22 protein-coding genes are annotated in these 21,382 nt (G+C 73.4%); 10 read left to right on the top strand and 12 right to left on the bottom strand.

What is annotated here, in order from left to right:
* The first annotated feature begins 167 nt into the window (after positions 1–167).
* Together AC07A6_RS09585 and AC07A6_RS09580 are read left to right on the top strand one after the other, a co-directional pair.
* Positions 168–524 carry a hypothetical protein gene (locus AC07A6_RS09585; protein WP_478776690.1) on the top strand — a complete coding sequence of 119 codons (357 nt, stop codon included), beginning with the start codon at positions 168–170 and terminating at the stop codon, positions 522–524.
* A gap of 113 nt (positions 525–637) precedes the next feature.
* A complete protein-coding gene (locus AC07A6_RS09580) occupies positions 638–1,075 on the top strand; it encodes a DUF4259 domain-containing protein (RefSeq protein ID WP_478776689.1) in 438 nt (145 codons plus the stop codon).
* A 187-nt stretch (positions 1,076–1,262) separates the two neighbouring features.
* Here the strand turns inward: AC07A6_RS09580 and AC07A6_RS09575 are convergent, their stop codons facing one another.
* Positions 1,263–1,703 carry a YybH family protein gene (locus tag AC07A6_RS09575; RefSeq protein WP_478776688.1) on the bottom strand — a complete coding sequence of 147 codons (441 nt, stop codon included), beginning with the start codon at positions 1,701–1,703 and terminating at the stop codon, positions 1,263–1,265.
* Between the two features lie 62 nt (positions 1,704–1,765).
* Between AC07A6_RS09575 and AC07A6_RS09570 the strand changes: the two genes are divergently transcribed.
* Entirely contained in the window at positions 1,766–2,203 is a 438-nt protein-coding gene (locus tag AC07A6_RS09570) for a winged helix-turn-helix transcriptional regulator (protein ID WP_386270872.1), read from the top strand.
* A 10-nt stretch (positions 2,204–2,213) separates the two neighbouring features.
* On the opposite strand, the gene AC07A6_RS09565 is transcribed toward AC07A6_RS09570, so the two are convergent.
* Positions 2,214–2,714: a nuclear transport factor 2 family protein gene (locus AC07A6_RS09565; RefSeq protein WP_478776687.1), complete on the bottom strand. Its 501-nt coding sequence runs from the start codon at positions 2,712–2,714 to the stop codon at positions 2,214–2,216.
* 7 nt (positions 2,715–2,721) lie between these two features.
* The gene (locus AC07A6_RS09560; protein ID WP_478776686.1) at positions 2,722–3,459 is read right to left on the bottom strand and encodes an SDR family oxidoreductase; all 738 of its coding nucleotides are present in this window, start codon (positions 3,457–3,459) and stop codon (positions 2,722–2,724) included.
* A 152-nt stretch (positions 3,460–3,611) separates the two neighbouring features.
* Here AC07A6_RS09560 and AC07A6_RS09555 point away from each other — a divergent pair, with 152 nt between their 5' ends.
* A complete protein-coding gene (locus AC07A6_RS09555) occupies positions 3,612–4,439 on the top strand; it encodes a helix-turn-helix transcriptional regulator (protein WP_478776685.1) in 828 nt (275 codons plus the stop codon).
* Between the two features lie 42 nt (positions 4,440–4,481).
* On the opposite strand, the gene AC07A6_RS09550 is transcribed toward AC07A6_RS09555, so the two are convergent.
* Both AC07A6_RS09550 and AC07A6_RS09545 read right to left on the bottom strand, forming a co-directional pair.
* Positions 4,482–4,967 (bottom strand): protein phosphatase, encoded by a 486-nt coding sequence (locus AC07A6_RS09550; RefSeq protein ID WP_478776684.1) that lies wholly within the window; start codon positions 4,965–4,967, stop codon positions 4,482–4,484.
* A 292-nt stretch (positions 4,968–5,259) separates the two neighbouring features.
* Positions 5,260–6,117, bottom strand: coding sequence for an SMI1/KNR4 family protein (locus AC07A6_RS09545; protein ID WP_478776683.1), 858 nt, complete (start codon positions 6,115–6,117; stop codon positions 5,260–5,262).
* A gap of 59 nt (positions 6,118–6,176) precedes the next feature.
* On the opposite strand from AC07A6_RS09545, the gene AC07A6_RS09540 reads away from it, so the two are divergent.
* On the top strand, positions 6,177–6,596 hold the full coding sequence (locus tag AC07A6_RS09540; protein ID WP_478776682.1) for an SgcJ/EcaC family oxidoreductase: 420 nt from the start codon (positions 6,177–6,179) through the stop codon (positions 6,594–6,596).
* Between the two features lie 74 nt (positions 6,597–6,670).
* Here the strand turns inward: AC07A6_RS09540 and AC07A6_RS09535 are convergent, their stop codons facing one another.
* Positions 6,671–7,234 (bottom strand): hypothetical protein, encoded by a 564-nt coding sequence (locus tag AC07A6_RS09535; RefSeq protein WP_478776681.1) that lies wholly within the window; start codon positions 7,232–7,234, stop codon positions 6,671–6,673.
* Between the two features lie 134 nt (positions 7,235–7,368).
* Here AC07A6_RS09535 and AC07A6_RS09530 point away from each other — a divergent pair, with 134 nt between their 5' ends.
* Complete coding sequence (locus tag AC07A6_RS09530; protein ID WP_478776680.1) at positions 7,369–8,097, top strand: DUF2625 family protein; 729 nt, start codon at positions 7,369–7,371, stop codon at positions 8,095–8,097.
* Between the two features lie 23 nt (positions 8,098–8,120).
* Here AC07A6_RS09530 and AC07A6_RS09525 read toward each other — a convergent pair whose 3' ends face one another.
* The 3 genes from AC07A6_RS09525 to AC07A6_RS09515 all read right to left on the bottom strand — a co-directional run bounded on the left by AC07A6_RS09525 (position 8,121) and on the right by AC07A6_RS09515 (position 11,538).
* A complete protein-coding gene (locus AC07A6_RS09525; protein ID WP_478776679.1) occupies positions 8,121–9,017 on the bottom strand; it encodes a hypothetical protein in 897 nt (298 codons plus the stop codon).
* A 101-nt stretch (positions 9,018–9,118) separates the two neighbouring features.
* Positions 9,119–10,576, bottom strand: a complete 1,458-nt coding sequence (locus AC07A6_RS09520) for a nucleobase:cation symporter-2 family protein (RefSeq protein ID WP_478776678.1) — start codon at positions 10,574–10,576, stop codon at positions 9,119–9,121.
* Between the two features lie 371 nt (positions 10,577–10,947).
* Positions 10,948–11,538 carry an XRE family transcriptional regulator gene (locus tag AC07A6_RS09515; RefSeq protein ID WP_478776677.1) on the bottom strand — a complete coding sequence of 197 codons (591 nt, stop codon included), beginning with the start codon at positions 11,536–11,538 and terminating at the stop codon, positions 10,948–10,950.
* 709 nt (positions 11,539–12,247) lie between these two features.
* Between AC07A6_RS09515 and AC07A6_RS09510 the strand changes: the two genes are divergently transcribed.
* Complete coding sequence (locus AC07A6_RS09510; protein WP_478776676.1) at positions 12,248–13,909, top strand: nucleobase:cation symporter-2 family protein; 1,662 nt, start codon at positions 12,248–12,250, stop codon at positions 13,907–13,909.
* A 132-nt stretch (positions 13,910–14,041) separates the two neighbouring features.
* Here AC07A6_RS09510 and AC07A6_RS09505 read toward each other — a convergent pair whose 3' ends face one another.
* Entirely contained in the window at positions 14,042–15,034 is a 993-nt protein-coding gene (locus AC07A6_RS09505; RefSeq protein WP_478776675.1) for an Lrp/AsnC family transcriptional regulator, read from the bottom strand.
* A 417-nt stretch (positions 15,035–15,451) separates the two neighbouring features.
* Here AC07A6_RS09505 and AC07A6_RS09500 point away from each other — a divergent pair, with 417 nt between their 5' ends.
* Entirely contained in the window at positions 15,452–15,976 is a 525-nt protein-coding gene (locus AC07A6_RS09500; protein WP_478776674.1) for a carbonic anhydrase, read from the top strand.
* Positions 15,977–15,996: 20 nt separating this feature from the next.
* Here AC07A6_RS09500 and AC07A6_RS09495 read toward each other — a convergent pair whose 3' ends face one another.
* Entirely contained in the window at positions 15,997–16,614 is a 618-nt protein-coding gene (locus AC07A6_RS09495) for a TetR/AcrR family transcriptional regulator (protein ID WP_478776673.1), read from the bottom strand.
* Positions 16,615–16,696: 82 nt separating this feature from the next.
* Between AC07A6_RS09495 and AC07A6_RS09490 the strand changes: the two genes are divergently transcribed.
* On the top strand, positions 16,697–17,128 hold the full coding sequence (locus AC07A6_RS09490) for a DUF4345 domain-containing protein (protein ID WP_478776672.1): 432 nt from the start codon (positions 16,697–16,699) through the stop codon (positions 17,126–17,128).
* Positions 17,129–17,148: 20 nt separating this feature from the next.
* Here AC07A6_RS09490 and AC07A6_RS09485 read toward each other — a convergent pair whose 3' ends face one another.
* On the bottom strand, positions 17,149–18,387 hold the full coding sequence (locus AC07A6_RS09485) for a GNAT family N-acetyltransferase (protein WP_478776671.1): 1,239 nt from the start codon (positions 18,385–18,387) through the stop codon (positions 17,149–17,151).
* Positions 18,388–18,758: 371 nt separating this feature from the next.
* On the opposite strand from AC07A6_RS09485, the gene rph reads away from it, so the two are divergent.
* Positions 18,759–21,359: a rifamycin-inactivating phosphotransferase gene (gene rph, locus AC07A6_RS09480; protein ID WP_478776670.1), complete on the top strand. Its 2,601-nt coding sequence runs from the start codon at positions 18,759–18,761 to the stop codon at positions 21,357–21,359.
* Positions 21,360–21,382 lie beyond the last annotated feature (23 nt).

The raw sequence follows: 21,382 nt of genomic DNA, 5'->3' as shown, positions 1-21,382 counted from the left end.
ACGTAGTGCGCCGTATGCCGGGCCTGGATTCCCGGCGGGCCGGAGTGTTGGATGACGGCAAGGTAAGCGGTAACCGGTAACCGGTAACCGGTAACCGGTAAGCGGTTCGAACGGGAGAGGTCTCAGCGTTGGCGGTCGTATTCAGGTGCCGGTCGTGCACAGCCCCCTTGTCGAACCCGCTGGAGCAGCGCACGTGGACGCCGCGGCCGTCGGTGAGCGGCCGGGAGCACTACACGTACGGCCCGTCGACCGTGCCGGTCGGCTCCTTCTCCGGCGACCCGGATCCGTACCGCCCCGCGGGCTCGGTCGCCACCTGGGTCATCAACCCGCTGGACGGAGTGCTGCTGCGGCCCCACCTGGACCCGTCCCGGCTCTACGGGTGCTGCCGGCGGGACGGGCTGGGCGGACCGAACCTGCTCTGCGCCCGCTGCGGCAGCGAGGTCGGCGTCGAGATCTCCGACTGCTGGACCGAGTACGACATCCGGCTGCTGAGCACAGCGGTGTCGCAGAGCCCTCAGGACTGACGCCGACGACGATTCCCGGCAGGGCCACCAGGGAGTGGTGACCCGCTGCCACGCCCCGTTGTCGGTGGCTGATGCGATGATCGGCGCCCCGCACCCAGGACGAGGAGGCCGGCATGGGGACTTGGGACGTCGGCCCGTTCGACAACGACGAGGCCGCCGACTTCGCCCACGCCTTGGACGGGACAGCCCCGGACGAACGGGAGGAGCTCGTGCGGGCGGCCCTCGACCGTGCAGTCCGGGTCCTGGACTGCCTCGAAAGCCACCACGGCCAAGAAGCCGTCGGGGCCGCCGCCCTCGTCGCGGCGCAGTACCCGGGCGGCGAACGCATCAGCATGAACTACGGGCCTGAAGAAGCGCTGCCGCCCTTCGCCGCGGCCCTTCAGCCGCTGGCCGTCGAAGCGCTCGACCGCGTCCTCGCCGAGGACTCCGAGCTCGCCGAACTCTGGCGCGACGCACCCGACGGCAGGAAGTGGCGGCAGGGCATCGTCCTCCTCCGCACCGTCCTCGCACCCGACTCGGTCCCCCAGAAGGAAACCCTCTTCGACCTCTGACCGGCCCCCCGGAGCGACCGGCTCACGAAACCGGTGTAACGCGGACCGCCGGATCCCCGTCCTCCTGCCCTGGAAGGGTCAGCGTCCTCGCCGCCCGGCGGGGCCCTCGCCACCGAACCCCGAGCTCCCCAGGCTCCGGACAAGCCCGCCCTCGTCGGCGATGTGCAGGCCGGGCGGGCCCGCGCCATCAGGGCGCGGTCCGACCGGAACCCGTCCGTCCCGAGGCGTCCGCATCGACGGCGCCCTGCGCCGCACCGGCACCGAAGGGGTTGTCGATGACGTACCGCCACCGGCCGTCCGGCCCCCGCCGGGCCACGTCGGTGGCCGTGCCCGCCACGTGCACGGCCGCGCCGTGGCGGCCGGTGCCGTCGATGACCCAGTCCACGACGAGGAGCGCCAGGTCCCCGTTGCGGTACACGTGCCGCGGGCGGACCGATATGGGAACCCCCAGGTCCTGCAGGCGGCCGTTGGCGGCGAGCAGCTCCGCGCCCGTCACCGGCGCGCCGGGCCGCGCGACCAGCACCGCCCCGTCCTCGTACACCTCCGCGAGCGCGGCGGCGTCGCCGCTGTTGAACCGTTCGGCGAACACCGCGGGCACTTCTTCGGGCCGTTCGGCCAGTTCTCGCATGATCGGGGGACGTCCTTCCGCTGGAGGGAGAATGGCTGCTCCACACGCTAGGAGGCGATCTCGTGACTCACCGAACGGTTGGTCACCCGGCAGGACTGCCCGACGAGCCGCACGCGCACGTCGGGGCGCCCACCCCCGCCTGCCCGGTGGAGATCGCGCTGGCGGCCCTCCACGGCCGCTGGACGACGCTGGTGGTCCGCGAGCTGCTGCGCGGCGACCGCTCCTACAGCGAGCTGCGCGCTGCCCTGCCCACCCTGTCCGACAAGGTGCTGTCGGACCGGCTGGCACAGCTCGGCGAGGCCGGAGTCGTCGAACGCGACCGCCGCCCGGGCTGGCCGCCGCGCGTGCGCTACGCGCTCACCCCGCGCGGGCACCGGCTCGGCCCGGTCCTCCAGGCCCTGTGGGACTGGGGAGCGGCGGAGACCGGCCCCGGGCCGGCGGGGGAGGAGGACCGGCCCCGGCCGTCCGCCCGGGCGGGCCACCCCGCCCCGTTGCGGTAGCCGCCGGCCGTCATCCCGTTCCGAAGACCTCCGGGGCGGCGCCCCGGCCGGCGGTGGTGCCGGCGGTGGTGCCGGTGGTCCACCAGACGCCGAGCCGCTGCCGGACCACGAGCCAGCCGCGCCGCGGGTCCCGGCGGAACTCCCAGTCATAGGGCCCGCCCATGGAAGAGGGGGCGGCGGCCGCACCGGGGGCGGTGACGGCCACGAACCACATGTAGCCGCTGCCGACGGCCCGGGAACCGGTCCCGGTCACCTCGACGTGCAGGTTGAGGATGTGGTGCTGCATGCTCTCGAAGGACGCCTCGGCCTCCTCCACCCGCGCCCGGATCGCCTCCCTCCCCCGGACCGGCCCCCACGGGCCGAAGTCCAGCTCGGCGTCCTCGGCCCAGCAGGCGGCCCAGGTGGCCCAGTCCTTGCGGTCCAGGGCCCGCCACCCGCGCAGCAGCAGGCTGCGGAGCGCCTTCTCGTCCTCCAGCACCCGCAAGCGGCGCGACAGGTCCTCGTACGTCATGCCCGGGTCACTGCGCACTGGCGGCGGGACGGATCACGAGTTCGTTCACGTCGACACCCGCCGGCTGGGAGACGGCGTACGCGATCGCGTCGGCGACGGCCGCGGCCGGCAGGGCCACGGCCCGGTAGGCCTTCATCGCCTCCCGGGCCGTCGGGTCGCCGATGGAGTCGGCGAGTTCGGACTCGGTCACCCCGGGGGAGACGAGGGTGACCCGGATGCGGCCGTCCCCGCATTCCTGGCGCAGCCCCTCGGAGATCGCGCGGACGGCGAACTTGCTCGCGCAGTAGACGGCCGCCGTCGGCGAGACCTCGTAGGCCCCGACGGAGGCGATGTTCACCAGGTGGCCGCCGCCCTGGGCGCGCATCACCGGCAGCGCGGCCGCGATCCCGTGCAGCACTCCGCGGACGTTGACGTCGAGGATCCGGTCCCACTCCTCGACCCGGAGCGCGGCCAGGGGCGAGAGCGGCATCACCCCCGCGTTGTTGACCATCACGTCCAGCCGGCCGAAGCGCTCGCGGGCAGCCGCCACGAAGCCGTGCACGTCCGCCGCGCCGGTGACGTCCAGGGAGCGGAAGGCCGCGCTCCCGCCCTGCGCGGTGATCTCGCGGACCAGCGCGCCGAGCCGGTCGGTCCGCCTGGCACCGAGGAACACGTGATGGCCGTCGGCCGCGAGGCGACGGGCGGTCGCCTCACCGATCCCGCTGCTCGCACCGGTGATCGCGACGACCTTGGCTGTCTCTGTCATGTGCTGTCTCCTTCTCGACGACGGGGCGTGGCCGGCCCGGACCGGGCCGGCGTCACCGAGTCTGGGCAGCCGGCAGCCCGCCTGCCAGGACGGGTGTTGCCTGGGTACACCGCACCCAGGCAACCCCCGTCCCGACCGCCTAACCTGACCGCATGCCCGACAACCAGCTGGGAGAGTTCCTGCGCGCCCGCCGCGCGGCGCTGAGCCCCGAAGCCGCCGCCCTGCCCAGCCACGGCAGGCGCCGGGTCAGCGGGCTGCGCCGCGAAGAGGTCGCCTTCCTGGCCCGCATGAGCGCCGACTACTACACCCGGCTCGAACAGGGACGTGAACGCCGCCCCTCCCCCCAGCTCCTCGACGCCCTCGCCCGCGCCCTCCGCCTGGAACCCGACGCCCGCACCCACCTGCACCAGCTGGCCGGAACCACCCTGCCCGGACCGCCCGCCCCCGTGGACCGCCGGCAGATCAGCCCCTTCCTGCGCCAGATGCTCGACGGCTACACCGCCGCCCCCGCACTGGTGATCAACGGGACCCTGGACGTCCTGGCCGCCAACGCCCTGGCCCAGGCCCTCTACGCACCCTTCACACCGGCCGACAACCTGGCCCGCATGGTCTTCCTCGATCCCGCGGCACAGCACTTCCACACCCGGTGGGCCGACACGGCGGAGGCCGTCGCGGCCCACCTCCGCCACACGGCGGGCCTGGCCCCCGACAGCGAACCCCTGCGCCACCTCGTCCGCGAACTCACCGCCCGGAGCCCGCACTTCGCGCACCTGTGGACCACCCACACCGTCCGGGGCAAGACGTCCGCCACCAAGCACTTCCACCACCCCGAGGCGGGCCCCCTCACCTTCGCCTACCAGGCCTTCGACGTGTGCGCCTCCCCCGGCCTGCAACTCGTCGTCTACCAGCCCGCCCCCGCCACCTCCACCACCCGGGGCCTCGCCCTCCTCACCGCCCGGCACCACTCCACGACGGGGTGACGTGCCGACAGGAAAGGACCGGTCAGGTCCGGTCAGGTCAGGTCAGGCGGGCGTGTCCAAGCCGCTGAGGAGCTGGGCGACATCCAGCCCTGTGGTGAGGTACTCCTCGAAGATCCGGTTGTTCAGGGCCATGGGGGACCGTCTCCTCCGGATGGCCTCGACAGCTGTCGTCGTCTCCCAGCCCAGCTCGACGAGGGCTTGGGCCACGACGAGGCCGGAGCGGTTGTAGCCGGAGTGGCACCGGACCAGGACGGTGCGCCCGGCGCGGACCGCCCGGGCGGCGGTCCGGGCGAGCTGCTGGACGGTGTGGATCTGCCCGGCCGTCAGCGGGGCGTCGGGCATCTCGGCGAGCAAGTGCTCGACACCTGGGCCGGGTCCGTGACCGGGACGGCTGAACAAGCTGATGACCAGCCCGAACTCGGCGCCGACGACCGCGGCGTGACCGTTGCCCAGGGCATCGGTCCAGTGGTGACCGCCCATCCACAGTCCTGCTGTGATCTCGTTCCAGGGGGCATCGGGATCGGGCACCCCCCGGTCCTTCTGGCGTGTCTTCAACGTGACTCCCCTCCCGACGGGGCGGGCGAGGAGGCCGGCCCCCGGCCCGTGTTCCCCGGCCCGAGACGGTCATCGAACGCGACCGGGAGCCAGGGCACAAGCACGAGTTCAGGCCTTCAGCAGCCTGTCGCGCACCGGAATCCACCCCAGCAGCTCGGCCGCCCGGTCGCTCCTATGAACTCCCGCCGCCCGCGGACGAGGTTGTCGAGGAATCACGGGGGTGATGCCCGCGTCCAGGCATGCCGAGGCGACGGTGCTGCCGATGTCAGCCGCAGTCGTCGGTGGGCAGGCCCCAGGCGGTCAGGGGAGTCCCGTCCGCCGTGCTGATCGCGAGGATGTCGCAGCCCATGCGGTGGACGGCGGCGGTCAGGTCCCGCCGGGCCCGCTCGTGGTCGTGGGGCGGGTAGGCGACGCGGATCTGGTGGGGGCCGGCCATGTCGTAGGTCAGCTGCCAGTCGCCGTCGACGGTCGCGAAGTGGTCCTGCCCCGACCGGCCGTCCTCCGCCCGCCAGGTTCCGCGGTCGACGGTGGGGGCCAGGGCGTCGCGGAGGATGCGCAGGCGTTCGACGTGGGGGAGGGGGCCTTCGGACAGGCGCAGGCACCGGTTGGTGCGGGGGTGGTAGGTGGTGAACCAGGGTGCGAGGTCCGGCTCCATGCCGCCCAGGAGGTGGGATCGGAGCCGCGCGCCGCTCCAGCCTTCGAGGAACCCGGACGCGCTCTCGGGGATGGTCTCGTAGTCGCCGTCCCGGCTCCAGATCACGACGGGCCAGCTGCGCGGATCGCCGGCGGTCGGCCAGCACAGCCGGTCCGCGTCCATCGTCGTGCCCCAGACGAGGAGACCTCCCGGTTCGGGGTGCAGCGGGTAGGGGTAGCGCTCCTGCCCGTCCCATCGGGGAGGGGCCGACGGGTCTCCGCTCTGCCACTCCAGGCCGTTGTACGGGCTGTCGCCGAAGGGCGTGCGCAGGTAGAGGAAGTCGCAGAACTCCCCCCACCCGTACGTCCCGACGAGGGCCTTGTAGTCCCCCGGCAGCCGTACGCCGAGTTCCCGTTCGACGGCCGACCAGTCCCCGCGGGCGTCGAGGGGCTCGGGCGGCGGGGGTATGAGTCGTGTCAGAGAGTCCACACCGGATGGTACGGGTGAGGGTTGATCTCAAGTGCGGTTGAGGTTCCATGATGATCGGCATGGAGACGACAGCGATGGACCAGCAGACGCGCGCGGCCGAGATCGAGGCGATCAGGGAGGTGATCGCCAGACTCGAGCATTCGCAGCAGAACGAGCTGCCCGAGGAGTTCGTCGGCCTGTTCCGGGCCGACGCGATCTGGACGACGGGCCACGGCAAGCGCCTGACCGGTCGCGACGAGATCTCGTCCTTCACCCATCAGGTGCTGCCGGGCGCCATGACGGACGCGACCGCGACCTACGACGTGGTGGACGTGCTGTTCATCCGCCCCGACGTCGCCGCAGTCAAGGCGCACGCGCAGTACCTCACGCTGGGAGGGGAGCCGATCGGGAACGCGGGCACCCCCCTCTACGTGATGGCGAAGGAGGACGGGCAGTGGCTCCTGGTGGCCTGCCAGAACACGGAGGTGCTCGACCGGTGACGTGAGTGAGCCGGGCGAGCCGCGGGCCGAGCCCGGGCCGCCGACCGGCGGTGGGGGTTCGGGGCCGCGTCCGGTCAGGTCGGGCCGAGTCCGGCGGCCCGGAGCAGGGAGTCGCGTTCTTCCTGGAGCAGCGGCTCGCCCTCCGGGAGTCGATCGTCGGCCAGCAGCCGGCGCACCCATGCCGCGTCGGCCTCGAACGCCGTTCGGCACAGGGCCCGCTCAGGGTGTTCTTCCTCATGACCGTTCATGGCCAGATCCCGCGGATCGCCGGGGTCGACCGGCTCCGAGAGCGCCGCGGCCACCAGTACGAGGTCGAAGTGCCTGCCTCGACGGGGCACTTCGGGGTCGGCCGCCAGGCGGAGCACGTACGGCAGGATCGCCGGCATCGCGGCGCTGATGCGCATCGGTCCGGCCATCACCAGCAGGCCCAGCACCCGTCCGGCGGCCTCGGCGGCGTCGCGGTCGACGAGGCCGTACAACAGCGCCGGGACCCCGTCCGTACAACCGGGCAGCTCCGACCAGACGACCTCCTCGCAGCCCGCCAGTGCGGGATGCGGGGAAGGATCCGCCGCCAGGCGCGGATGCGCGGCCACCAGCTCCGCGATCGCGGCCGCCGCCGCCCGGCTCACCGTGCACACACCACAGCCTCCGTCCGCTGCCGCACCCGCAGCCGCGCGACCTCGCGCTCGGGCGCTCCTTCTGCGTGATCATGCCATGTTCCCCGGTCAGGTCCGGGACGTGTGCCGCTTCGCGGTGGTGCGAGGATGCGGGGATGCGCGAGGTCCATGAGCTGGTCGACGTCGATGATCCGGCCTGGCCGGTCCTCCTTGAGGAGCTGTCCGGTAGCGGCGTTCCCGTCGAGGTGCTGCCCGGTGATGCCGAGGCGGGCCGGGCGGGCCTGCGGCAGCTGCAGGTCTCCGCCCGGTCGAACCTGGGCGGGATCGTGCTGAACTGCGGCGGTCTGCTCGTGGACGGCGGATGGCTGCGGATCTTCGGAAGTCCGGGCGTCTCCGACGCCGAGGGGCTGCCCGGCCTGGCCGAGGTCAACGCGATGCCCTCGGTCTTCGACCCCGCATGGCGGCCGGGGGCGGGCCTGGTGGTCGCACACGATGTGCTGGGCGGAGTCTTCGCCCTCAACGGCGGCGATCCCGGTGCGGCCGGCCGGCCCGGCGAGCCGGGCGAGGTCGTCTACTTCGCTCCCGAAGCCCCCGGCTGGGAGGCCCTGGGTGCCGGCCACTCGGCCTGGCTGTCCTGGATCCTCGCCGGGGGACTGGAGGAGTTCTACGGGGACCTGCGGTGGGACGGCTGGCGCGGTGAGGTTTCCGCGCTGAACGGGCGGCAGGGGCTGTCGTTCTTTCCGCCGCTGTGGTCGGCGGAGGCCCGCCAGGACCTGCCGGCGACCAGCCGTCGTGCGGTGCCCATGGCGGAACTCCTGGGCCTCGGCCGCGACTCGTGCCTCCGGTTCCACGGCGCCGACCCGGGTTTCCTCGGCGCCGTATGAAGGCGAGGAGGTGCCGCGTACGTCTAAAGGCCGGCACGGGCGAGGAGGTCTTCCGCCTGTTCTCGCGTGAGCCTGGGCGGAGCCGCCGCAGGGGGAGGGCACGGGTGGGTGTTCCGACGGAAGGACAGCAGCCAGTCGGCAACGGGGTTGTCGGTCGTCAGGGTGGCCACGATGCTGTCGCGCAGCGTCTCGGGCGTGTCCGCGCGGGCCGCGATCTCGTTCCGGACGAAGAGGTCCCGGTCACCCGCGAGCAGGTCTCGCAGCTCGGCGGAGAGGTCCGGATGGGCGGCCACAGCCCCGCGCACCGCGGCATCCGGGTCGGCTGCCAGCTCCGCGGACGGGCCGGCGTACCTGACGGCGGCGGCACGGGTCTGCGGATCGGCGAGGAGGGCGGGCAGGAGGTCCGCGGGCGGTGAGTACACCGAAGCGGCACCCGAGCGGATCTGCGGATCAGGGTCCGTGAGCAGGGCCCGGCGCACCGGCTCGGGTGCGTGCCGGCAGTGACTGACGAGCGAGGCGCGCACGCTCGGCTCCGGATCCTTGGCCAGCACCGCCAACAGCCCGGGCGGCAGATGCTCGTTCATCGCGAGGAACACCCGCACGGCCGGATCCGGATCGGCCGCCAGGCGTGCCAGCAGCCCGGGCGGCTCGTCGGTGATGCTCGCCGCGACCGCAGCCCGGACCAGAGGCTCCGGACTTTCCGCGAAACGGGCCCTGCGCACGGCGGGCACGAAGCCGTTGGCGGCGAGAGTACGGGCGGATCCGAGCCGGACGATCTCCTCCATCAGCTCCGGAGTCAGGTCCTTGCGCAGAAGGGCCGCCGAGCGCCGGGCCTCCGGATGCCCGAGCAGACGCCACACGAGGTCGGCGGGGAGGTCCTCTTGGACGGCAAGAGCCGTCAGTTCGGCATCCAGGGTCATGGACCTCAGGCTAAGCCGCGGTACGGGTACGTTCGCCGGCTTTACCCGGCCACCCGGGCCGTCACGGCCGGGACGGGGTGCCGTCCCGGCCGTGACGGGGTTCAGTGGTGTGCGGGTGTGGGCAGGGCGGGGGACGGGGCGGCCGGCGGCTTCGTGCCGAGGTGGTTGAACGCCAGGTTCAGGAGGACCGCTACGACGCAGCCGGTGCTGATGCCGGAGTCGAGGACGATCCGGGCGCTCTCCGGGAAGGAGTGGTAGAAGTCGGGGGCGGCGATGGGGATGATGCCGGCGCCGAGGGAGATGGCGACGATCAGGATGTTGTCGCCTCGTTCGAGGGCGGCTCCGGTGAGGGTCTGGATGCCGCTGGCGGCGACCGTGCCGAAGAGGGCGATGCCCACGCCGCCGAGGACGGGCTGGGGGATCAGGGCGACCACGGACGCCAGGACGGGGCAGAGGCCCAGCAGGATGAGGATGCCGCCCGCGGCGGCGACGACGAAGCGGCTGCGGACCTTGGTGATGGCGACCAGGCCGACGTTCTGGGCGAAGGCGCTGGCGGCGAACCCGTTGAACAGCGGGCTGATGGCGGTGCCGAGGCCGTCCGCGCGCAGGGCGGCGGCGAGGGTCCTCTCGTCGGCGGGCTTCTCGACGATCTCGCCGAGCGCGAGGACGTCGGCGGTGGACTCGGTCATCGACACCAGCATCACGATGCACATGGAAATGATCGCGGCGGCCGCGAACTGCGGGGCGCCGAAGTGGAACGGGGTGGGGATGCCCACGATGTCCGCGTCGCCGACGGCGCTGAAGTCCGCCACTCCCAGGGGCAGCGCGATGAGCGTGCCGGCGACGAGCCCGAGCAGGATGGCTATCTGCTTGAGGAATCCCCGCAGCAGCCGGCGCAGGGCCACGGTGACGAGCAGGGTGGCCGTGGCCAGGCCGATGTACTTGAGGCTGCCGTAGTCGGGCGCCTGCCGGTTGCCGCCCTGGGCCCAGTTGAAGGCGACGGGCAGCAGCGAGACGCCGATGAGGGTGATGACCGTTCCGGTGACGACCGGGGGGAAGAAGCGGATGAGCTTGCAGAACCACGGCGCGAGGAGGAACCCGAAGACCCCCGCCACGATCACGGCGCCGTAGATGACGGGCAGGGCGTCCGCGGGGCTTTCGGCCTTTGCGATCGCGAGCATGGGGGCGACGCCCGCGAAGGAGACGCCGTTGACGAACGGGAGCCGTGCCCCGACCTTCCAGAAGCCGAGGGTCTGCAGCAGGGTGGCGATGCCGGAGGTGAACAGGCTCGCGCTCATGAGGAACGCGATCTCGGCGGTGGAGAGTCCGACGCCGATGCCCACGACGAGAGGGGGCGCGACGACACCGGCGTACATGGCGGCTACGTGCTGGAGGCCGGCGCCGAAGAGCTTCAGCGGGGGCAGCATCTGGTCGACCGGGTGCCGGGCGGGCGCCGTGGCGGTGGTGCCGTCGTCGGGACAGGAGCCGGATGCGGCGGTCCGTGCCGTGTCCGGGTCCTGGGCAGGGGGAACGTGGGGAGCCTGGGGAACGTCGGGCATGGGGAAGTCTCCTTCTGCCGGCGGCTGGTGGAGGGTGCGCGCGCGGCGGTGGTGAAAGCGGTGGCGCTCGGCTTGCGGTTCTGCGGCGAGCAGGTGGGTGGGGTGCTGCGGCAGCGGTGGCGGCAGTGGCAGCGGCGCTACGGACGGCCTGGGGCCGTGCGGGCGGCGGCTGCGGTGCCGGACAGCGGCGGGGAGCGTGGAGCGGGCGAGGGGCGGGGAAGCGCGGGGGCGGAGGGGGATCGTGTCCCCGGCGCCCGGGCTCCCGGAGTTCGTACGGGCCCTCAGGGGCCCGCGGCACATCCGTCCACGATGTGCGCCGGGCCGCTCCGTCCGGCGAAGCCGGACCAGTTGCTCATGGTGGGGCTTCGGTGTCAAGAGGTGCCGGGGTCCGGGCGCGCGGTCGCGGCGCGGACCCCTTCCCACAGGTGCAGGTCGATGCGTTCGAGGAAGTCCGCGGCCAGTGCCTCGGCCGCGGCGGAGCCGTCGAGCTCCTGGTAGGCGAGGTGGAGCCGCTCCAGGACGCGGCCGACGACCTCGGGTTCGAGGGGCACGATGCGGCTGATGGGGGAGGTGTAGTTGGGCCACCAGCCGGTGACGGCCTCGCGGAGCAGGAGCCGCAGCCGCCCGGTGGTGCCGCAGGCGGTGACGAAGCAGGCCGGCGGCGGGCGCAGGGTCCGCAGGAGGGCGGCGGTCTGCGCGGGGTTGCCCTGCCAGCGGTTGCGGCGCTCGGCCGACTCCCAGCGGGCCTGGGTCAGCCCGACCGCGGCGGCGGTCTGACCGAGGGAGAGCCCGGCGATGGTGCGGCACTGGCCGAGGGTCGCGGCTTCCGTGACGAGGTCGACCGGGGAGCACCACAGGGCGGCGGCCAGTGCCCTGACCTGGGTGTCGTCCGGTGCGGCGACGCCGGCCTCCCAGGCGTACACCGCCGAGGGGTGCGTGGGTTCACCGCGGTAGGCGGTCACGGCGGCGGCGACCTGATCGAGCGTCAGACCCAGCAGGGTACGGACCGCGACGGCTCGGGCAGGGGCGAACGGGGGCAGGCCGGAACGGGGCGGGCCTGAACGGGACGGGGCGGGAGGCGGAGGCGGGGGAGGAGCGGGCGGGGCGGATGGATCTTCACGGGAAGACATAGCGGCACACCGTAGGGACCCATCGGGATTTGGCCAAGGGGTCAACCGGCCGTGAGCGGCACCGGATCCGGCTCCGGGTGGTCGTACGCCCCTTGCCGTACGACGGCGACTTTGTCGGAAATCACGGGCCTCGGAACGCCCTGACCACGTCTTTTCCAGAACGGGGCCGGGTCCGGAGCGGTGGTCCGAACTCCTCGGTACTGGCAGTTCATCCAAAGTCTGTGCCGAAGTGGCCGCCCCGCTTGGGGGAGTTGACGAATGACGGGACCGCTACCTAGAGTCCCGTCCCGTCCACAGCGGAAAAACATTTCCGCGATACGAAAGCGGCGGCGGTGGCCGAATGCTGCCCACCCCTTGCAGCACACGCACCTGCCGCCACTCCATGCCCCGGCCCGGGCCGTCCCCCGGCGCCGGTCGCCCCGCCCCCCGTACGCCCCCGTACGCCCCACCCGTACGCATCCTCCGTACGCCCCACCCGTACGCCCCCATCCGTACGCCCCCGGCAGCCCCATGCCGACGGGCGGTCTCCCTAGGACGTGCCGTGTCGCCCCGCGCCCCTGCCCGAACCACGACCACGACTACGACCACGACCACGGGTGCGCCCCCGCACCCGGTCGACGAGATCCTCCCGGTCCGCCGCCTGGTACCGGCCGCACTCCAGCACGTGGCCGGCATGTACGCCGGCCTGACCGCACCACCACTGATCATCGGCAGTGCCCTCGGTCTGACCGGCGGCCAGCTCTCGGCCCTGCTCGCCGCCGCCTTCCTGGTCGCCGGAATCGGCACCGTCGCCCAGACCGTCGGCGCGTTCGGCATCGGAGCCCGGCTCCCCCTGACCAACGGCGTCTCCTTCGCCGTGGTCTCACCGACCCTGGCCACCGTCGCCGCCGACGGCCGGGACGGCGCCCTGCCCGCGGTCTTCGGAGCCACCCTCGTCGCGGGCCTCGTCTGCCTCCTGCTGGCACCGGCCTTCTGCCGGCTGGTCAGGTTCTTCCCGCCGGTCGTCAGCGGCTGCGTCATCACCCTGGTCGGGATCTCGCTCCTGCCGGTGGCCAGCGTCTGGGCCCGTGGCGGCGACACCCGGGCCCCCGACTACGGCTCGCCCGCCAACCTGGCCCTGGCCGCGGCCACCCTCGCCATCACCCTGGCCATCCACCGGATGCTCTCCGGCCGGTTCCTCGGCCGCATCGCCGTCCTGCTGGGCATGATCGCCGGCACGCTGCTCGCCGTACCCCTGGGCAAGGCCGGCCTCGACCCCCTCACCCAGGCGCCCCTGTTCGCGCTGCCCGAGCCGTTCGCGTTCGGAGCACCGAGGTTCGTGCCCACCGTGATCGCCACCGCCGTGGTGGTGATGCTCGTCTCCATGACCGAATCCACCGCCTCCCTGCTCGCGCTGGGCGCCGTCACCGGACGGCCCGCCCAGGACCGCACCATCACGGGGAGCCTGCGCGCCCAAGGCCTGGCGACCGCCCTCGGCGGCGTCCTCGGCGCGTTCACCAGCACCGCGTACGCGCAGAACGTCGGCCTGGTGGCCCTCAGCCGGATACGCAGCCGCTACGTCGTCACCCTCTGCGGCGCCGTCCTGGTCCTGATGGGCCTCGTGCCCGTACTGGGCTCCCTGGTCGCGCTCGTCCCGATGCCCGTGCTCGGCGGCGCCGGCGTGGTCTTCTTCAGCTCCGTCGCCGTCGCGGGCATCCGCACCCTGGCCAAGGCCTCCCTCGGCACCGGCCACAACGGCGTCACCGTGTCCGTCACCCTGGCCTTCGGCCTCTTCCCCATCGCGAGCCCCGGCTTCTACGACCGCCTGCCGGACCCGCTCGCGACCATCCTGGGGTCCGGGGTCACCGCCGGCTGCCTGGTCGCGGTCCTGCTGAACTACCTCCTCAACCACCTCGGCCGGGGCACCGAAGCCGACCCCGACCCCGACACGATCGCCGCCGAACAGATCACGGCACTCGACGGCGTCGGCGGCACACGCCCGGCCCCCCGCTCGGCCCCCCACCAGGGGCCACCCCTCCAGGCAACCCCCGGCTACCCGCCGCCCGTTCCGCACCGCACGCACACACCCCCGGCCCCGGCTCCCGACCCGGCCCACGCGCCGGCCACCCCCACGGGCGTCACCTTCCCCGGCCCCCTGCACCCCCTCCACCACCGGGCCCGGCAGCACCCGCAGCCCCCGGCCGCCACCCCTGACCAGCCCTGACGACGACTCCCACGACCACCGGCTCCGACAGGCCGGTCCGGCCGGCAGAGCGCCTCCCCACAGCAGCATCCCGGGAGGCGCTCTGCCGGCATGACGGCATGCCGCCATGCCGCCATGCCGTCACCGGGCCGCTCACTCCCCGGCCGGCAACCCCGCCCGCTTGTACGACTTCATGATCAGCCCGGTGTCGGCCGCCGTCACGGCGTCGAGCGCGGTGAACACCCGCGCGGTGAAACGGTGGAAGTCCCGCACCGTCCGGTGGCTGGAGTAGCCCAGCACGCTCATCTGCCCGGACGTCACCATCAGGTAGCGCACCGCCGGCTCCGCCGCGACCAGCCGCACCACCTCCTCCTGCCGGCTGGGCGGAACCCCCAGCCGGAACCGCGCCTCCACCGGATAACCGAGGAACGCCGGCTCCACCCTCAGCCGCAGGTGCAGGACGTGCGAGTCCATCAGCCGCGCCAGGCGGCGGCGCGCCGTGGTCTCCCCGACGTTCAGCTCCCTCGCCAGCTGCGCCGTGGACATCCGCGCGTCGCGATACAGCAACTCCGCCAGGCTCCGGTCCAGTTCGTCGACCTCGACCGGCTCGGGCAGCGGACGGCCCTCCATGGCGTACCGTCGCACCTTCGTCGGCTCGTCGTCGTACGGGGCCCAGTCGCTGGCCGTCAGGACCAGCCGCTGCATCAGCGAGGTGTGGATGTCGACGACGCCCTCGATCCGGCCCAGCACCCCGTCCACCAGGCGCAGGAGCGCCTCGTGGCCGGGCACGACCAACTCGGTGAACACGTCCAGGGAACCGGTGGAGACCTCCACGGACCACGCCTCCCGCAGGGCCGACACGGCCACGGCGACATCGTGGAGACGGCCGGGCAGGCAGCGCACCGCCACCTCCGCCGTGATCCCCTCACCCAGGTAGTCGGGGACCAGCCCGGCGAGGAACGCCACCTGGCCGGCTCCGGTCATCCGCTCCAGCCGGCGCGCCACCGTCCGCTCGTGCACCCCCAGGGCCTGCGCCACGTCGGCGAACGACGCCCGCGGCGCGCGGTGCAGGACGCGCAGGATGCCGTGGTCGAGGACATCCAGCCGCGCTCCCGCGTCTGGTGCTCCCGGGACTGGACGGGGCATGGGAAGGCTCCTCGGTGCAAAGGGTCGCGCCACGCGTAGGACGTGAAGACGGTACGGCGCCACCGGCGCGGGCCGCGGAAGGCGCCAGCTCCCGCCGTTGGCGGCGGACGCGCGCACCCGATCCGCCACGGCGGGCCCTCCAGCGCCAGGATCCCCCGACCTGCCCGGTGGCCCTTGCCGTGATCACTGCCCAGCGGACACATTGGGGCGCGGATTCCACCCCCGGCGGCCGCCAGGCCGCACTGACAGCGGGGGTGGATCCGCACTCCCCCGCCCCGCACCGCGCACCGCCCTGCCCCGCACCGCACTTTCGCACCGCCCAGAGAGCCCAGCCGTCATGCACCGCACCCGCCCGCCGCACCCGACCCCCGCGACCGAACGCCCCGGCGACGGCAACCGCCCCGGCCGGCGGCGGCGGTGACCGAGCAGAGACGGGGCCGCCGCCAGTCCTACGCCATGCAGCGCATCACCGCCGGCGCCCGGAGCTACCGGGCCCGCGCCGTGGCCGCAGGCGCGTACCTGCCGGGCCTGGCCCGCCGCCCACGGCCCGACGTACTCCTCATCTGCTGCTCCGACCCGCGCCTGCACCCCGGCCTCATCACCGGTTCCCTCCCCGGCCAGATGCTCGAACTCCGCACCCCCGGCGCCTCCGTCGAGCCGGCCGGCACGTCCGTCCTCACCCGGGCCCTGGCCTTCCCCTCGCTCAGGGACATCGTGGTGATGGGCCACTCCGACTGCGAAGCCGCAGACCCCGACCCGCGCCAGGCGGCCGAGGACGGACGCGGCCTGGTCGCCCGGCAACTCGCCGCCCTGGCCGGCCACCCCGCCGTCGAAGCCCGCCTCGCCGCCAGACAGCTGCGCCTGCACGGCTGGTACCACGACCTCGCCACGGGAACGACCACCCGCTACCAGCCCGGAACCGGCACCTTCACCACCCTCTGACTCCCGCCCGCCCGCCCGGCCTAGCGCGGCCAGTCGGGCGCGGGGTCCTCGTCGAGGAGGGGCCGGATCGCCCCGATGAGGGCGCCGACGCAGACGTCCCGGAGTTCGGCGCGGGTGCAGTTCTGCTGCGTCAGCCAGTCCACGCACAGCACTTGGACGAAGACCAGCCAGCTCTTGAGGATCCCCGACACGGCGGCCCGGCGGGCCGCGCCGTCGGTGAGCGGGAGGACGCAGAGGAGGCGCTCGCGCAGCGCGTCGAGTTCACCGGTGATGATCGTCTGGACGACGGGGTCGCCCGCGAGGACGCGGTTCGCGGCGAGGACGGTGTTGCGGTTCTCCGCGAAGTACGCGATGTGCGCGTCCAGGCCCTGGGTGAGCTGTTCCACCAGGGTGTCGGCGGGATCGAGCCGGGTCTCGGCGAGCAGCTGGTCGGCGACCTGCGCGTAGAGGGCGGCGAAGAGGTCCCGCTTGCCCGGGAAGTGCTGGTAGAGCAGGGCGCGGGAGACCCCGGCGTGCTCGGCGACGTGCTCCATCAGCACCTCGTCGTAGGGCCGTGCGGCGAAGAGCCGCGCGGCGACGCCGAGGAGTTGGGTCCGGCGTTCGGCGGGACCGAGTCGCTTGCGGGGAGCGGGAGGCATTTCGACAGCTTACTTGACACGCGTCCAGTAGTGGCGGCTAGCTTGATGGACACGTGTCCAGTAGATGGAGGGGTGATCAGCCATGACCAAGGCCAGGATCCTGCGGTGGCTCGCGCAGGCGATGGGGTACGCCTGTCTCGCGATCGGGCTCGCGCACGTACTGCTCGGCAACCTGTCCGTCCCGGGCGCCGGTTCGGCCGGCCCCACCATCGACAGCCTCGGCCGCTTCTTCGGGGCGGTCTTCGCCGGATACGGCCTGGCCTGGCTCTGGGCGGCTCGGCAGGAACGCGTGCCCGCGCCGGCCGTCCGCGCACTGGCCGGGGTGTTCCTGCTGGGGGCGATCGGCCGGCTGCTCTCCCTCGCCGTGGCCGGGTGGCCGCACTGGTTCCAGGTGGCGCTGACGGTCCTCGAACTGGCGCTGGCACCGCTGCTCTTCTGGCTGGCGGACGCGGACGCGGACACGGCCACGGACACGGACACGGACACCGAGGAGAAGGCGGCCGCGGCCCGCTGACGACCCGGGAGGCGGCCCCGTCAGAACCAGTGCAGGCAGTGCGGCGAACGCTCGGTCCGGAACAGGGCGTCGGCGAGGGCGGCCGCGCCCGGGTGGTGGGCCCTGATGTGGCCGGCGCGCACGAGGGTGCTCGGGGCGGTACCCCCGAGGTAGACCGAGGCCAGGTCGCTCACGTCCAGGGACAGGTCGGGCTCCCGGTCCGTCGGGACGCAGTCGGCCTTGCCGTCCCGGACGGTCAGCAGGTGGCGGCCGTGCTCCCCGAGGAACCGGTCCTCGACGTCGAGGACGATCTCGCCGTCCGCGAACCAGCCGCGCGCGGTCAGCGCCCCCGGGACGTCCAGCAGCCGCACCCAGAGCCAGTCGCCGGCTCCCGTCACCTCGCCGCCCCGGAAGTCCTCGAACTGCCAGCGCAGCGGATGGTCGGTCGGGACGTGCTTGAAGGAAACCTGGCTGACGAGGTCGTGTTCGAGCAGGAAGCGGGCCAGGGCCGTGTGGACGGCGTCGTCGGCGGTGACGATCTCGTCGACCTTCATCGTCCTGGAGGCTCCGGGCTCGATCGTGTAGCTCGCGTACCCGTCCGGGACGCCGTCGGCGTCCCGGTGCACGGCGACGTACCGCGGTGCGGGAGAGATCGGGGGCTGTCCCGCGCGCAGCGACCACCAGCGGTGCGGGCGGGACAGCGCACCGGGCTGGGAGCGGCGGTACCGGTCGTAGACCTCCTCCAGGACCTCGCCGCAGTCGCTGCTCCGCACCACCTCGACCGAGCCGCTCGCCACGCCGATGACCGGCTGGTCGTTCCCTCCGCGCGCCCGGGGAACGGCGAATGCCGCCCGGTGGCGCGGCACCGTCAGCCCTGCCGTGTACGTCGCCGGTCCGTAGCCGAACCTGCGGTAGATCAGGGCCTCGGAGGCCAGCAGCACGGAGAGGAACTCCCCCCGGGCGCGCAGCTCGGCGAGCTGATGCCGCATCAGCGCACTGAGCGCGCCCTGGCGCCGGTGGGAGGGCAGTACGCCGACGGCGGTCACCCCGGAGACCGGTACGAGCACCTCGCCGGGCAGGGTGAGCTCGAAGGAGTACGCACCGGCGGTGCCGACGCGCTTCCCGTCCGCCGCCACGGCGAACAGGCACCGGTCCATTTCGAGCGCCGACCACCACTGCCCGCCACCGTCGACCGGGGGTTCCGGGTAGAGCCCGAACGCGGTGAGCATCGTGCTGACGAAGACGTCGAAGTCCTGGCCGGTCGTCTGACGGATCTCCACGTACCCCGCTGCCTTCCCCTGATGCCCGCACCGCCGCTCGCGGTGCCCCGCCACAGTGCAGCGCCGACCCGCGGCCGGGTCAACCGAATTACGCCCGGGCCGGCCGTCAGGGGGGCCGGGGGGCGGCGGAAAAGCGAAAGGCAGGGAGAGCCCTCTCCCTGCCACTACCAAGCTATAGCGCACCGGGGGGCTTGCCGCAAGGCCCCCGTGCAGGCGCAGAATCGTCGGCCGGAGCAGCGAACCGCGAAGAACGGGGCCCACGAAGTGCGAGTACTGCCGTTGTCCACGAACGGGGCGGGCGGGGCCGTCAGGCCGGTCGCAGGAACCGCGGTGCGGTTGCGGCCACGGGCGCTCGGCGCGGAGGCGTCGCGATGAACGAACGGTACGTGCTGGACCTCCGGGAGGCCCGCGCCGCGCAGGTCGCCGTCATCGGCGGCAAGGCCGCGCACCTGGGCGAGCTGTCGCGGATCGAGGGCGTCCGCGTCCCCGACGGCTTCTGCGTGACGACGGACGCGTTCCGGCGGATCCTGGCGGAAGCACCGGCCGTCGAAGACGGGATCGACCGGCTGCGGCGGGTGCCCCCGGGCGATCGGGAAGCCGTCCGCACGCTCAGCGGGGAGGTGCGCCGGGCCATCGAAGGGATCGCCGTCCCGGACGGCGTCGCGGCGCGGATCACCGACGCGCTCGCCCGGTTCGGCGAGCGGGGCGCCTACGCCGTGCGGTCCAGCGCGACGGCGGAGGACATGCCGTCCGCCTCCTTCGCCGGCCAGCAGGACACGTACCTCGACGTCGTGGGGCCGGCGGCCGTCCTCCGGCACATCAGCCGCTGCTGGGCCTCGCTGTTCACCGAGCGGGCCGTGACGTACCGCCAGAGCAACGGCATCGACCACCGTACGGTCCACATGGCCGTGGTCGTGCAGCGGATGGTCCTTCCGCAGGCGGCCGGTGTGCTGTTCACGGCCGACCCCCTCACGGGCGACCGGAGGGCCGCCAGGGTGGAGGCGGGCCCCGGTCTCGGCGAGGCCCTGGTGTCCGGCCTGGTGAACCCGGACGTCTTCGAGGTGCGGCACGGCGAAGTCGTGGCCAAGGCGTTCGACGCGCAGCGGCAGGAGCAGCCGGTGCTGACGGACGCGCAGGCCGTGCGGCTCGTCCGGCTCGGGCGGCGGATCGAAGCGCACTTCGGGCGGCCGCAGGACATCGAATGGTGCCTGGCCGGCGGCGACTTCCACATCGTCCAGAGCCGGCCGATCACCACGCTCTACCCCGTGCCCGTCCCCGTGCCTGTCCCCGTCCCCGTTCCCGGGACCGGCGGCCGGCACGGGAACCGCGTCTACGTCTCCGTGGGCCACCAGCAGATGATGACCGACGCCATGAAGCCGCTGGGGCTGTCGGTGTGGCAGCTGACGGCCATGGCGCCGATGCACGAGGCCGGCGGCCGGCTGTTCGTCGACGTCACCGAACGCCTGGCCTCGCCCGCGAGCCGCGCCGGCCTCCTGGACGTGATCGGTCGCGGCGATCCGCTGGTCAGGGACGCCCTGGAGACCGTCCTCGACCGCGACGGCTTCCTCCCGTCGCCCCCCGAGCCCCCCGACGCCGCCCCCGGCGGCCCGCCGGCCGGCCGTGCGGCCCACCGTGCGCCCGCCCCGCTCGAAACCGATCCGGCCGTCGTCACCGGGCTGGTCGAGCGCAGCCGGCGGTCCCTCGCCGCCCTGGAACGGGACATCCGGACGAAGAGCGGACCGGAGTTGTTCGACTTCCTGTCGGAGGCCTTCCAAGAGCACAAGCGGCTCCTCGCCGATCCGCTGAGCCTCCAGGTCGTCATGGCGGGGATGGAGGCCACCTGGTGGCTCAACGACAACCTGCGGGCCTGGCTGGGCGAGAAGAACGCTGCCGACACGCTGACGCTGTCCGCCCCCGGCAACGTCACGTCGGAGATGGGACTGGCGCTGCTCGACGTCGCGGACGTGATCCGGCCGTGGCCGGAGGTGGTGGGGTTCCTGCAGGGCGTCGGGGAAGCCGGGGACGACGGCTTCCTGGACGGGCTGGCGAAGCTCCCGGGCGGCTCCGAGGCACGCGCGGCCATCGAGGACTACCTCGGCCGGTACGGCATGCGCTGCGTCGGCGAGATCGACATCACCCGGCCGCGCTGGCGCGAGCGCCCCGCCGCGCTCGTCCCCGCGATCCTCGACAACGTCAGGAACTTCCGGCCGGGCGCCGCCGGACGCCGCTTCGAGCAGGGCCTGCGGGCGGCGCGGGAGAAGGAGCGGGAGGTGCTGTCGCGACTGCGGGCACTGCCGGACGGGGAGCGGAAGGCCGACGAGACCAAGCGGATGATCGACCGGGTCAGAACGTTCATCGGGTACCGGGAGTACCCGAAGTACGACATCGTCAGCCGCTCCTCCGTCTACAAGCGGGCCCTGGTGGAGGAGGCCGGGCGGCTCGTGCGGGCCGGCGTGCTCGCCGAGCGGGAGGACGCCTTCCACCTCACGTTCCAGGAGCTGCGCGAGGTCGTGCGTACGCACCGGGTGGACGACCGGCTCGTCCGGCAGCGCAAGGACGAGTTCCGGTCGTACCAGGCGCTCACACCGCCCCGTGTGCTCACCTCGGACGGCGAGGCCCTCACCGGGTCGTACCGGCGCGACGACGTACCGGCCGGCGCCCTCGTCGGCCTGCCCGTCTCCGCAGGGACCGTCGAGGGACGGGCGCGCGTCGTCCTCGACATGGCCGACGCCGACGTCGAGGCCGGCGACATCCTGGTCACGGTCTTCACGGACCCCGGCTGGTCGCCGCTGTTCGTCGGCATCGCGGCCATGGTGACGGAGGTGGGCGGGCTCATGACCCACGGCGCGGTGATCGCCCGGGAGTACGGCCTGCCGGCCGTCGTGGGCGTGGCGCAGGCCACCCGGCTGATCCGGGACGGGCAGCGGATCCGCGTCCACGGAACCGACGGCTACGTCGAGCTCCTGGACTGACGGCAGCCCGGCGGCACCCGGCC

It is taken from the genome of Streptomyces sp. NPDC044002 (genome assembly GCF_056434525.1).
Note: the sequence above shows the minus strand (reverse complement) of the source record. Positions and strands in the feature narration are given on the sequence as shown.

What these genes read in the sequence shown, in the direction of transcription:
- AC07A6_RS09555 (WP_478776685.1), top strand. Translation starts at nt 3,612, where the DNA reads ATGCCCGACAACCAGCTGGGAGAGTTCCTGCGCGCCCGCCGCGCGGCG.
- AC07A6_RS09525 (WP_478776679.1), bottom strand. Translation starts at nt 9,017, where the DNA reads ATGACCCTGGATGCCGAACTGACGGCTCTTGCCGTCCAAGAGGACCTC.
- AC07A6_RS09505 (WP_478776675.1), bottom strand. Translation starts at nt 15,034, where the DNA reads ATGCCCCGTCCAGTCCCGGGAGCACCAGACGCGGGAGCGCGGCTGGAT.
- AC07A6_RS09575 (WP_478776688.1), bottom strand. Translation starts at nt 1,703, where the DNA reads ATGCGAGAACTGGCCGAACGGCCCGAAGAAGTGCCCGCGGTGTTCGCC.
- AC07A6_RS09560 (WP_478776686.1), bottom strand. Translation starts at nt 3,459, where the DNA reads ATGACAGAGACAGCCAAGGTCGTCGCGATCACCGGTGCGAGCAGCGGG.
- AC07A6_RS09580 (WP_478776689.1), top strand. Translation starts at nt 638, where the DNA reads ATGGGGACTTGGGACGTCGGCCCGTTCGACAACGACGAGGCCGCCGAC.
- AC07A6_RS09490 (WP_478776672.1), top strand. Translation starts at nt 16,697, where the DNA reads ATGACCAAGGCCAGGATCCTGCGGTGGCTCGCGCAGGCGATGGGGTAC.
- AC07A6_RS09565 (WP_478776687.1), bottom strand. Translation starts at nt 2,714, where the DNA reads ATGACGTACGAGGACCTGTCGCGCCGCTTGCGGGTGCTGGAGGACGAG.
- AC07A6_RS09495 (WP_478776673.1), bottom strand. Translation starts at nt 16,614, where the DNA reads ATGCCTCCCGCTCCCCGCAAGCGACTCGGTCCCGCCGAACGCCGGACC.
- AC07A6_RS09530 (WP_478776680.1), top strand. Translation starts at nt 7,369, where the DNA reads ATGCGCGAGGTCCATGAGCTGGTCGACGTCGATGATCCGGCCTGGCCG.
- rph (WP_478776670.1), top strand. Translation starts at nt 18,759, where the DNA reads ATGAACGAACGGTACGTGCTGGACCTCCGGGAGGCCCGCGCCGCGCAG.
- AC07A6_RS09520 (WP_478776678.1), bottom strand. Translation starts at nt 10,576, where the DNA reads ATGCCCGACGTTCCCCAGGCTCCCCACGTTCCCCCTGCCCAGGACCCG.
- AC07A6_RS09540 (WP_478776682.1), top strand. Translation starts at nt 6,177, where the DNA reads ATGGAGACGACAGCGATGGACCAGCAGACGCGCGCGGCCGAGATCGAG.